Raw genomic sequence first — 11,921 nt, 5'->3', positions numbered from 1 at the left:
GCTCGTTCAACTGTTCGGGCTGCGGACGAGGTCGATGTGCGGCCACCCTGGCTCCCACACGTGCTCGAACACTGCGGCCTGTCGGTGTGCCGCACATCGCTCTCCACTCAGACTCTACGACGAAGTGCAGACACAAGCGGTGCATGACGCCATGCTTCCGCCGCTCCCACAAACGCTTACGAGCCCGGCCGTGGACGCCAGTTCGCGTTGCGCTCCCAGAATTCGACGCTGCGGCGGTACGCAGCGCGGTCGATCGGCACGCCGGAACCGCCTTCTTCGACGCCGAGTGCGTTGCGCATCATCGTGATCGGAGCCATCGGTATTTCCTCCGGTTCCATCGTGTAAAGGCAGCCGACGACGCCCCAGTCGGCGTCGATCGACGCGCCTTCCTTTGCGAGTTGTTCGCGGCTGTAGAGGATCACGATCAGCCAAACGGCGACTGGCACCTCGACGCCTTCGAACCAGCGCACGAGCACCGGCAACTCTTCCGGGGATCGCGCTTCGTAGGCGGAGCGCAGCCGATCCCGATTCGCGTCGGTGATCGGCACGGTCAGGCAACGCGTCGAGGTCCGGTTGTGATGCACATGCAGCTTGCAGAACGGCGCGTAGCCATCGAGCACCCTGAACGGCGCCTCGTCATTGAGAAAGCGTTCGAACTGCTCCGGCGTGCAGTCCTGGATCGTGTTGCCGCGCGGCTGGCGCGGGAACAGGCGTGTGCGAGCGAAGGGCGTGAGGACGATTGGCATGATTGGGATGAGGGCTCAGGGCTCAGGGCTGAGGGCACGAGTCCCGCCGCATCAAATCGGTGCACCCGGAGGGATCACCGGCAGCGGTCGAAGCTTCACCGACTTCGGATCGGCGAGGTAGTTGCGGATCGTCTCCGCCGCGGACGCGCGGCTCGCGCCAGCCGTGTCGGTGTCGCCCTGTCTCGCCAGCCATGCCTGCCACTGCCGCAGCGACGCGCGCAGGTCGGCGTCGACCTGCGCATGCAGCCTGCCGTCGTCGAGCGCATGCAGCAGCGCATCCAGCACGACCCAGTTCGCCGCGACCTGAACCGCGACCGCTGCCGGTGCGGCGTCGGCACGCGGCGACTGCTGCCAGGTGCCGCGGAACGTCGCGTCGAGCAGGTCGGCGACACCCGGCTGCCGCGCATCGCGCGCATGCTGCCACGCGAGGCGATTGAGGCGCTCGGGCGCGAACAGGAACAGGGTCGTCTGCGCCGCCGCGGCCTCGACTGCCGCAAGCGGATCGAACACCGGACCCGCCTTCGTCGCGAAGTATTCGCGGCTGCGCGCGTAGTCGGCGCCGGGTGGCGTCACCAGGTCGAGGACGTTCGCCGGCAGCGCGAGCACGTCGACGCCGAGCGTCGCGACGACGCGCGCGAGCGCGTTGCGCTGCGTGTCCGCCGGCACCGCCGTCGTGCCGGCCGGGCGATCCATGGCTTCGGAATAGTCGTAGCGCACGCCGCCGAGCAGGCGCGTGACGGCTTCGGTCTGGTAGCGGTGCAGCAGGTAGACCGGCACGAGGCGCGCTTCGAGCTCGCCGGACTGGCGATCCGGCGGCAGTACGCCGATCGAGAAATTCGCGAGCGCCTTGCGGCGTGCCGCCAGCAGTGCGTCGAACGTCGCCAGCGTATCCGCGCCGGAGTCCCACAGCAGGCCGTCCGGCTCGGCGTCGCCGGGACCGCGAGCATCCTGGTCGCTGACGTAGCGGAAGCCGGCCTTGGCGATGTCTGCGCGCAGTTTCGCGAGCGATGCCTCTTCCGTGCCCGGCGCGAACTGGCCGTACGCATGCCCAACGACGAAGTCGTCCCATGCGCCAAGCCCCGCACCGTACGCATCGGCGAGCGACAACGCGCCATCGGTGCCGAGCTTGAGCAGCGGATGCGGATAGTCCATCACGGAGCCGTTGCCGAGTCGGCTCGCGGCGAAGTTGTGCGCGAAGCCGAGTGCATGGCCGACCTCGTGCGCGGCGAGCTGGCGCAGGCGCGCAAGCGCCATGCGCTCGGCCTCGTCCTTCAGCTCCGAGGCGTTCGCCTTGTCGTACGGCGCGAGCAGACTCTCGGCGATCAGGATGTCCTGGCGCACACGTTGCGAACCGAGCGTGACGTTGCCGCGAATGATCTCGCCGGTGCGCGGGTCGACGATCGGCTGTCCGTACGACCAGCCGCGCGTGTGCCGGTGCGCCCAGGTGACCAGGCTGTAGCGCACGTCCATCGGATCGACGCCCTCGGGCAGCAGCTCGACGCGATAGGCGTCCTTGAAGCCGGCCTTTTCGAACGCGCTCTTCCACCAGTTCGCGCCGTCGAGCAGGGCCGAGCGCACCGGCTCGGGCGTGCCGCGATCCAGGTAGAACACGATCGGCTTCTTCACGTGGCCGGCCGCATCCTTCCTGTCGAGGCGGAAGCGCGGCTGCACGCGACGATCGATGCTCGACGACAGCGGTTGCGCAAAGTCGTACCAGCCGACGCTGAGCCCGCCCGAGGCCGGATGGTACGGACGCGGCACGTAGCCCGCTGCGGGCAGGCGCACGAAGCTGAGGTGCTGGCGCACGGTCAGGCTCTGCGCATCCATCGCGACATCCTTGACGAACGCGCCCTCGCCCGCACCCTTGAAGGTCAGCATCGCCTCCAGTTCGGTATTGTCGGGAAAGCTTTTCGCATCGGCGAGCGAGACCGCGCTGCGCTTCTCGTCGATGTCGTACTTGCCCTGCTTGGCCTGTTCCAGTCGCGCGGCGATGCCGTGACGATCCGACAGCAGCAGCGGACTCGCGTCGACGACCACGACCGCATCGGCACCCTTGCGCTCGGCGACGATGTCGCCGGCCCACAGCACCGATTCGGCGAACGCCTGACGCACGCTCAGCGCCTCGTCGGGATTGCCCGACACCGCACGGAACTTCGTGTTGTCCTCGACCAGCAGCACGCGCGCACCAGCGCGGCGCCACTCGACCAGGTGCGAATCGCTGCTCTGGCCGCGATCGAGCCCGACATCGTTCGACCCGAGCGCCCACGGCAGCGAAGTGGTCATCAGGAACGGCTGCTCGAATGCGTGCACGCCGAGCAGCACGCGCCCCTTCGCCTCGTCGCGCCAGACGTCGAACAATCCCGCGGCGGACGACATGCCGCGCGTGGCCGTCGCCAGGTCCGCGACCGGCGTGTACGCCGCCTTGTCGGCAACCGCCGCACCCGCCAGGCTCGCGACGAACCATCCCAAAGCCACCGCTGCAACCCGGCCACGATGCCGCATCGTCATCCCCTGCGTGAAGGCAAGCGGCCATTCTGCCCGCAACAGCGCGCCGCGCACACCGGCCGGAAATCACGCCTATCTCTTCATCCGGACATAGAGATATAGTTACGCATCTCCGTTTCCCACTCTGAAGCCATGGCTGCCGTTTCGATCTCCTTCGAGTTCTTCCCGCCCAAGACCGACGAACAGCACGCGACGCTCGAAGCGGCGCTGCCGAAACTGAAGGCGCTAGCCCCCGAATACGTCAGCTGCACCTTCGGCGCGGGCGGCTCCACCCTGAGCTACACGCCGGAAACGATCCGCCATCTGCGCGAGGAACACGGCCTCGACGCCGCGCCGCATCTTTCGTGCATGGGCGGCACGCGCGAGGAGATCGGCGCATTGCTCGAACGCTACAAGGCGATGGGCTGCAGGCGCATCGTCGCGCTGCGCGGCGACCTGCCATCCGGCATGGCGAGCTACGGTGACTTCCGCTATGCCAGCGATCTGGTCGAGTTCATCCGGCGCGAGCACGACGGTTCGTTCCACATCGAGGTCGCCTGCTACCCGGAAGTGCATCCACAGTCGGACGATGCGCATGCGGACCTGCGCCACTTCAAGACCAAGGTCGACGCCGGCGCGAACGGCGCGATCACCCAGTACTTCTACAACGCGGATGCGTACTTCCGTTTCGTCGAAGCCGCGCGCCGTGCCGGCGTCACGATTCCGATCGTGCCGGGCATCATGCCGATCGCGAACTTCTCGCAGCTCAAGCGTTTCTCCGACCTGTGCGGCGCGGAGATCCCGCGCTGGCTGGCCAAGCGCCTGCACGCACACGGCGACGACGTCGATGCGATCCGCGAGTTCGCCGCAGATGTCGTCGCCGCCTTGTGCGACCGCCTCGTCACTGGCGGCGCACCGGGCCTGCACTTCTACACGCTCAATCGCTCCCGGCCGACGCTGGCGGTGATCGAACGCCTGGGCAAGGCCGCGTAGCAGCGGACGCCCCAGCCCTCGACAGGCATTGCGCCCTCCCCTTGAAGGGGGAGGCTTCAGGCGCCGTGATGCTTTTCAGCCCTCACCCTCTACGCATCGCGGCTGCGCCGCACCTGCATCCTCCCGTTACGCGGTCGCTGCGAGGTGCACGCCAGCCACCGCGCGACCGGACGGATCCGCCGACTTCGCGAAGGCCGGGTCCCACGCCAGCGCCGCCGGCGACGAACATGCGATCGACTTGCCACCGGGCACGGTCGCCGCGCACGCCTCGCCGGGAAAGTGACGCTCGAAGATGCGTCGATACAGATACGCCTCTTTCGTGGCGGGCGTGTTGAGCGGGAAGCGCATCGCCGCGGCAGCAAACTCGCGATCGCCGATGGCCTGTTCGGCATGTGCCTTGAGGCCGTCGATCCAGCCGTAGCCGACGCCGTCGCTGAACTGCTCCTTCTGCCGCCACAGGATCGATTCGGGCAATGCGCCGGTGAACGCCTCGCGCAGCACCGCCTTCTCGATCCGGCGACTGCCATCGGCGCGCTCGCCGACCATCTTGTGGGCCGCGTCCATCGACATCGCGACGTCGAGGAACTCCAGATCGAGGAACGGCACGCGCGGTTCCACGCCCCACGCCATCATCGCCTTGTTCGCACGCAGGCAGTCGAAGCCGTGCAGCGCGTCGAGCTTGCGCACGGTTTCCTCGTGGAACGCCTGCGCCGTCGGCGCCTTGTGGAAATACAGATAGCCCCCGAAGATCTCGTCCGCGCCTTCGCCGCTGAGCACCATCTTCACGCCCATCGCCTTGATGCGCCGCGCGAGCAGGAACATCGGCGTCGACGCGCGCACGGTGGTCACGTCGTAGCTCTCGATGTGACGAATCACCTCGGGCAATGCGTCGAGACCTTCCCAGAACGAATAGACGAAGCCGTGGTGCACGGTGCCAATCGCATCGGCGGCGACCTGCGCCGCCGCGAGATCGGGCGAGCCTTCAAGGCCGATCGCGAACGAATGCAGCCGCGGCCACCACGCCTCGCTGCGGTCGCCGTCCTCGACGCGCTGACGCGCGAAGCGCGCGGCGCAGGCCGCGACCAGCGACGAATCGAGGCCGCCGGAAAGCAGCACGCCGTACGGCACGTCGGTCATCAGCTGGCGATGCACGGCCTGTTCGAGCGCGTCGCGTAGCGCCGCGGGTTCGACCCGCACCCCGCGCGTGCGCGAGTGGTCGCGCCACGGCCTCTCGTACCAGCGGCGCAGCACGCCATCCGCGCTGTCGTAGACGTGGCCGGGCGGGAACGCGGCGACATCGGCACACAGTCCGACCAGCGCCTTCATTTCCGAAGCGACGCATACCCGACCCTGCTCGTCGTGGCCCCAGTACAACGGGCACACGCCGATCGGATCGCGTGCGATCAGGTAGCGCTGGCTGGCGGCGTCCCACAGCGCGAACGCGAAGATGCCGTTGAGCCGACCAAGCCAGAGCGACGGCGATTCGCCTTCGCGGTACAGCGCGTTGATGACTTCGCAGTCGGAGCCGCTGGTGAAATCGTAGGCGCTCGCGGCGCGCAGTTCGCGATGGTTGTAGATCTCGCCGTTGACCGCGAGCGCGAGCGCGCCGTCGCGCGAACACAAAGGTTGCGCGCCGCTTCCCGGATCGACGATGGCGAGACGCTCGTGCACGAGGATCACGCCGGTGTCGACGAACACGCCGCTCCAGTCGGGTCCGCGATGACGCTGACGCTGCGAGCGTTCCAGCGCCTGCGCACGCAAGGCGGCCAGATCGTCACCGGGTTGCAGGTCGAACATTCCGAATATCGAGCACATGCCTGGTTCTCCTTTGCGATCGTCCCTGATCGCCAGGTGTCAGAGCAGGCATCCATGCCCGCACCGTTGAAAAACAGCACGGTCCTTTCGACCGCGCGCCGGAAACGCAAAAGGCCCGCACTGGGCGGGCCTTGTCTCGTGTTGGTTTGTCAAAAACGCGCCTACACGCCGGCCCTCGATGTCGAGCTGGCGTTATTATTCAGGCCCGTGCGCAGGTCACCCCGCGCAATCGATGCGCGGTTCGGCTGGCGGGGCGGGAAGGTCGCGGTGAACATGGCCGCACTACAGCACGGCGGCGCGGTACGCGCAAGAGGGAGCAAGCGTCCTCGAAGCGAACGGAATTTCGAGATCGATCCCGGACCCCGTCGTTCCCGCGAAATGGGGAGTGCAGCGGTTTCGCTCTTTCGGGAACAAGGCCGCTGGATCCCCGCGTTCGCGGCGATGACGAGCCAAGTAAGTGATCAAACGGCTCCAGGCGTCATGCAGCTCGACGACGGGAGCCGACGGATTCGGGTAGCCTCGCGGCATGCGATATCGCGCCCTGCCCTTCTCGTTCTTGCTCCTGCTGGCAACCGGCGCCGCGTTCGCGCAGGACGACGGCCAGCGCGTGCATCGCTGCGCCGGTCGGCATGGCGAGGTCGTGTTCTCGGGGCTGCCTTGCATCGAAGCCAATCTTGCCGGCACCTCCATGGGCACGAGCGATGCCGCGCCGCCGCCGGCCGATTCCTGCCCCGCCTCGCAGGAGGAACTGCGCGATCGCCTCGGCGCGGCGATCGCGCGCCACGACGCGAACACGATCGCCGGCATGATGCACTGGCGCGGCGTGGGTGGCGCCGCCGCGAACGAACGCCTGCGCAGCCTGCGTGAGCTCGTACGCTATCCGCTGCTCGATCTCGCCTCCGGCGACGGCCTGCATGTGCGTACCGGCAGCAATACGACCGGCGGTGTGCGTGACCACTCGTTCGGTATCGAGGAGGACGCCGGCTGCTGGTGGCTCACCTGGTAGGGGTCGTCGCGGCGGCTGGTATCATCGCGCTTTCGATGCGGAACCGACGCCATGGCACAGACCTATCCCGACCACATCTGGCAGAACGGTCGCATGAAGCCGTGGGCGGAAGCGACCGTGCACGTGATGGCGCACGCGCTGCACTACGGTTCGTCGGTGTTCGAAGGCATCCGCAGCTACGAAACGCCGAAGGGTCCGGCAATCTTCCGCCTGAGCGACCACAACCGCCGCCTGTTCCATTCGGCCAAGATCTACGACATCGCGATTCCGTACACGCTCGACGAGATCAACGCCGCGTGCCGCGAAGTCATCAAGGCGAACGGGCTGACCAAGGCATACCTGCGTCCGGTCGCGTACCGCGGCCTCGGCGGCTTCGGTCTTTCCGCCGAGACGCCGACCGATGTCGCGGTCGCTGCATGGCAGATGGGGCCCTACCTCGGTGCCGGCGTGCTTGAGGCAGGCATCGATGCCTGCGTGTCGAGCTGGCAGCGCTTCGCGCCGAACACGATCCCGGCCGGCGCGAAGGCCGGCGGCAACTATCTTTCGGGACAACTGATCGCGCGCGAAGCGCGCCGACTCGGTTTCGGCGAAGGCATCGCACTCGCCTCGACCGGCCTGCTCAGCGAAGGCGCGGGCGAGAATCTGTTCCTGGTCTTTGACGGCGCCCTGCACACCACGCCGGTCAGCGCAGCACTGCTCAACGGCATCACGCGCAACACGATCATCACGCTTGCGCGCAGCGTCGGCATCGAAGTGATCGAACGCGACATCCCGCGCGAATACCTGTACTTGTGCGACGAGCTGTTCATGTGCGGCACCGCCGCCGAGATCACGCCGATCCGCTCGGTCGACGGCAAGCCGGTCGGCGCGGGCAAGCCCGGGCCGCTCACGCATCGCATCCAGGAATTGTTCTTCGGCCTGTTCAGCGGCGCGACGAAGGACCAGTGGGGCTGGCTCGAACCGGTTTGATGGCCGGACATTTCCCAGCGGTCAGATGCATGACGGCGGCGCATCGAATCCGTTCACGAAAATGCCATCACCCTGCTGGACTTCGTAGGCGCCGATGTCGGCCGCCGCTCCCGACACGCGCGCGTACGGCGCGCTGCGTTGGTCGAAGGGACTGAGCCCGGTCGCGAAGGTGTTGCCCGCATCGATGGCGGGACTGCCTCCAAACAGGGCGTGCGTCTGTGTGACACCGCCATTGTTGCGCAGCGGTTCGAGCTGCGGGCAAACGCCTCTGGTCAGCGTGTTCGGCAAGCCGATGATCGTGGTCGCGAACGCGAGATTGTCCTCGCCACTGGTCGGCGTCGAATTGAGGCTGTTCGAGGTGAACTTCGCCACGCCAATGTCGTCGGGCGTGGCCACGGGATTGGCGTAAGCGTTGTTCGAAAATATCGAGCTTTGCAGCTTCACCACCTTCAATTGGAAGTGGCTGGGGTCTGTGTAGTACGCGCCCTGGTCGGAGATGGTGAAACCCGGCGCATAGTGCCGCGAGCCGTAGCCGGTGGCGGACCCCGCCGTGTTGAAGGCGACGGTGGAATTGTAGACGTGGATGGTTCCGGCATTCGTCTGCGCGCCGCCGACACGAAGGGTGGCGAGGTTGCCGGACACGGTGCTGTTCAAGAGCACGAAAGTATCGGACGCGCTGCTGAGATTGTCCTGTGCATACAGTCCGCCGCCCCACTGTGCGGTGTTGCCGGAGATCGTGGACGCTATGGTCTGCACATCGCGGAATGCGCGCAGCCCGCCACCGGCGCCGGTCGGCGCCGAGTTGCCGCTTAGCGTGCTGTTGCCGAGAACGGCGTAGCCGTAGGTAAAAATCCCGCCGCCGCCACCATTGGCGTTGGCGCCCGAATTGCTTGCGGTATTGCCGGTGATATCGCTGTACTTGGCGAAAATGCCTGTTTTGGCATAGATGCCGCCGCCGCGCACGGGGGCGCCCACGGACACCGCGCGGCACGCGCGAACGCCGACATGGCTCAGGGAGACCTTCCCGTACGAAAAGATGCAGCCGCCCCTGGCGGTCGTTCCCAGTCCGGGATGCAGGTAGCCGTTGGCTACCGTGAGGTCGTTTACGTAAAGGGTTCCGGTTGGGGAGCTGGTGGTGACATGGTAAAGAACACGGTCGTCGCTGCTTTCGATCGTCAGCGCGTTCTTTCCCGGTCCATTCAGTGTGATGTTGGCCTGCGCGAATGTGACCGCGCCGGTCGTCAGCGAGATCGTGCTGCAGGTGAGGGTCGACATGTCGATGGTGTCGCCGCTGATAGCGTTCGCGGCCGCATAGCGCAGGCTGCCGGTGGTACCGCTGCCGGCATTGGTCTCGTCGCAGGTGTTCACCGTCCAACTGGTGGCGGCAACGGCGGCAGCCGGGGTGGCGAGGCAAAGGATCGCCGCGAGGCAGCCTGCCAGCGGCGCGCGGCGCAGCGATACGTGCGTTGATGACGGCAAATCGATCATGGCGCTCTCTCCCTTGGTTTCCCGAAATACGGGAAACAGCGCCGCAAACCCGAAGGCGGGTCAGCGCGGGGAGGCGAACTCCAACGTCGCCGTGGCGCCACCCTGCGGACGCGGCGCGAGGGAGACGCGCCAGCCGTACAGTTCGCACAGGCGCCGCACGATCGCGAGACCGAGTCCGCCGCCCTTGCCGACCGTGGTGCCGCGCACGCCGCGCTCGAACAGTTTGTCGGCGTCTTCCGGGTTGATGCCGGGACCGGTGTCCTCGATCGTCACGCGGCCATGGCCGACCGTGACGATGACCTCGCCCGCCGCGGTGTACTTGAACGCGTTGCCGATGAGGTTGCTGAGCGCGACCGCGACCACCGACGACGGCGCCACCGTCTCGAGTGGTTGTTCGATCTCGACCCGCACCGCGACCGGCTTGTTGGCGACATGCGTACGCTGCGCATCGACGACCTGCTCGACGACCTTGGCGACGTCGGTGGTCTCGCCATCGGTCGGCGCCTGACGTTCGCGCCGCGACAGCAGCAACAGCGCGTCGATCAGTTCACTTGACTGGCGCACCGCGCGCTCGATGCGCTTGAGGCGTTCGCGCGGCTTGTCGGCGAGATCGGGCGAGGCCTGCAGCAATTCGGTCGTGCTGGCAATCACGGCCAGCGGCGTACGCAATTCGTGGCTGACGTCCGCATTGAACTCGCGGTCACGCTCGACCATCTCGGTCAGGCGCGTCGAGTAGTCATCGAGTGCGGCGGCGAGCTGGCCTACCTCGTCGTTCGCGAAGTGCGACTTGAGCAATTCCGGGCGACCGCTGCGGCTCATCGCGCGCACGCGCTGCGCGAGTTCGCTGACCGGGCTCATCACGCGCGAGGACAGCCAGAAGCCGATCAGCAGCGAGAAGATCGCGAACGCAAGCACCGACGCCGCGAGCACCGTCAGCAGCTGGCGCTCGCCGAGTTTCTGTGCGCCGACGTCGAAGCGCAGGTAGGCCCAGAACTCGCCGTCCTTGTACACCGCGAGCTTGTATGGACGCAGTCGCCCTTCCTGACCGACATCGGTGATGTCGTAGACGCCGCTTTCATACTTCTGCCAGGCGAGCGGCACCGTCGCGGTGCGCCCGGCACGCACGATCTGCGCCTGGTATACCGACATCGACCACGGCGCGGCGGGATCGGGGTTGTCGCGCTTGAAGTCGACGAAATGGCGCAGCTCGCGCTCCAGCGTCGTGTTGACGAGCTGGTCTTCCAGCCGCGTGCGCATGTACACGGTCGCGAGCGCGAACAGCGCGGTCAGGCCGAGGCCGAACAGCGCGAAGGAAATGATGATGCGGGAGCGGAGCCTACGCCGGTAACGCATCCGGATCGACCATGCGGTAGCCGATGCCGTGGCGTGTCTGGATCAACGCCTTCTCGAACGGTTTGTCGATCTGCGCGCGCAGGCCGTGGATGTGCACGCGCAACGAGTCGCTGTCGGGAAGCTCCTCGCCCCACACGCGCGTCTCGAGATCCTGGCGCGTGACAACCGAAGGTGCCGCCTCCATCAATGATTGCAACAACTTCAGGCCGATCGGGTTCAGCGTGATCTGCTTGCCGGCGCGGCTGATCGTGAGGGTATCGAGGTTGTAGACGAGATCGGCGAGCTGCAGCACACGGCTCTTGCCGCCCTTGCCGCGGCGACCGAGCACATCGAGGCGGACCGCCAGCTCCTGCAGCGCGAACGGCTTGACCATGTAGTCGTCGGCACCGGAATCGAAGCCGGTGAGTTTCGCGTCGAGCGTGTCGCGCGCGGTCAGCATCAGCACCGGAGTCTGGCGCTTCGCTTCCTGGCGCAGCTTGCGGCAAACCTCGAGGCCGTCCATGCCCGGCAGGCCGAGATCGAGCACGATCACGTCGAAGTCGTTGACGACCGCGAGGTGCAGCCCGGTCACGCCATCGCCGGCGAAATCGACCACGTGGCCCTTGTCGGCGAGGAAATCGCCGATGTTCGCGGCGATGTCGCTGTTGTCTTCAATGACGAGAATTCGCATGGTGTCTACTTTACGCGGGAAATCCGCTGATGCGGAGCGCACCGGCGCGCTGGAAGTTCCACAAGATGGGGTCTTGCCGGAAAAGGCCAAGCGATTTGGCAGGACGGCTCCCGATGGGGAGTGCGGCGACGGCCGCTGAGGACGCGCCCGAAAGTCCAAGCCGGAAAACGTGGCACGAACCCGCATCGGACGCAGCGGTCAGGGACGACCCCACGGGCAAACCGCAAAAAGAAAATGGCCCAAGGAGGTGTTCATTGGGGGAACACACCTCGCTTGGGCCAAAAAGCTACTGCCCCGATTACCGTACTCTGCCAGTCACAGAACCTGACTTAGGAGTGTCGAGCAGAACTACAGTGGAATCGAATATAGGTACGTCCGGATTAAGGCTTTGTTAAAC

Annotated in this window: 9 protein-coding genes; 3 read left to right on the top strand and 6 right to left on the bottom strand. The window is 66.6% G+C overall.

All coding sequences use genetic code 11. From position 1 onward, the window contains the following. Positions 1-176: 176 nt before the first annotated feature. Complete coding sequence (locus ACILRJ_RS04305; protein WP_395680739.1) at positions 177-746, bottom strand: DUF3228 family protein; 570 nt, start codon at positions 744-746, stop codon at positions 177-179. Between the two features lie 51 nt (positions 747-797). Further along, entirely contained in the window at positions 798-3,221 is a 2,424-nt protein-coding gene (locus tag ACILRJ_RS04300; RefSeq protein ID WP_395680737.1) for a zinc-dependent metalloprotease, read from the bottom strand. A 162-nt stretch (positions 3,222-3,383) separates the two neighbouring features. Here ACILRJ_RS04300 and metF point away from each other — a divergent pair, with 162 nt between their 5' ends. Next, positions 3,384-4,223 (top strand): methylenetetrahydrofolate reductase [NAD(P)H], encoded by an 840-nt coding sequence (gene metF, locus ACILRJ_RS04295; protein WP_395680735.1) that lies wholly within the window; start codon positions 3,384-3,386, stop codon positions 4,221-4,223. A gap of 126 nt (positions 4,224-4,349) precedes the next feature. Here the strand turns inward: metF and asnB are convergent, their stop codons facing one another. Further along, the gene (asnB, locus tag ACILRJ_RS04290) at positions 4,350-6,038 is read right to left on the bottom strand and encodes an asparagine synthase B (RefSeq protein ID WP_395680733.1); all 1,689 of its coding nucleotides are present in this window, start codon (positions 6,036-6,038) and stop codon (positions 4,350-4,352) included. 526 nt (positions 6,039-6,564) lie between these two features. Between asnB and ACILRJ_RS04285 the strand changes: the two genes are divergently transcribed. Together ACILRJ_RS04285 and ACILRJ_RS04280 are read left to right on the top strand one after the other, a co-directional pair. Next, on the top strand, positions 6,565-7,044 hold the full coding sequence (locus tag ACILRJ_RS04285) for a hypothetical protein (protein ID WP_395680731.1): 480 nt from the start codon (positions 6,565-6,567) through the stop codon (positions 7,042-7,044). A 51-nt stretch (positions 7,045-7,095) separates the two neighbouring features. After that, positions 7,096-8,013: a branched-chain amino acid transaminase gene (locus ACILRJ_RS04280; RefSeq protein WP_395680729.1), complete on the top strand. Its 918-nt coding sequence runs from the start codon at positions 7,096-7,098 to the stop codon at positions 8,011-8,013. Positions 8,014-8,034: 21 nt separating this feature from the next. Here the strand turns inward: ACILRJ_RS04280 and ACILRJ_RS04275 are convergent, their stop codons facing one another. The 3 genes from ACILRJ_RS04275 to ACILRJ_RS04265 are packed head-to-tail and all read right to left on the bottom strand — an operon-like array spanning position 8,035 to position 11,524. Further along, a complete protein-coding gene (locus tag ACILRJ_RS04275; protein WP_395680727.1) occupies positions 8,035-9,501 on the bottom strand; it encodes a choice-of-anchor Q domain-containing protein in 1,467 nt (488 codons plus the stop codon). A 60-nt stretch (positions 9,502-9,561) separates the two neighbouring features. Beyond that, entirely contained in the window at positions 9,562-10,854 is a 1,293-nt protein-coding gene (locus ACILRJ_RS04270) for a sensor histidine kinase (protein WP_395680725.1), read from the bottom strand. Beyond that, positions 10,838-11,524 carry a response regulator transcription factor gene (locus ACILRJ_RS04265; protein ID WP_395680723.1) on the bottom strand — a complete coding sequence of 229 codons (687 nt, stop codon included), beginning with the start codon at positions 11,522-11,524 and terminating at the stop codon, positions 10,838-10,840. The genes ACILRJ_RS04270 and ACILRJ_RS04265 overlap by 17 nt, the downstream gene beginning before the upstream one ends. Positions 11,525-11,921 lie beyond the last annotated feature (397 nt).

The sequence above is a fragment of the Dokdonella sp. genome, assembly GCF_044227025.1.
Lineage (GTDB): Bacteria > Pseudomonadota > Gammaproteobacteria > Xanthomonadales > Rhodanobacteraceae > Dokdonella_A.
Note: the sequence above shows the minus strand (reverse complement) of the source record. Positions and strands in the feature narration are given on the sequence as shown.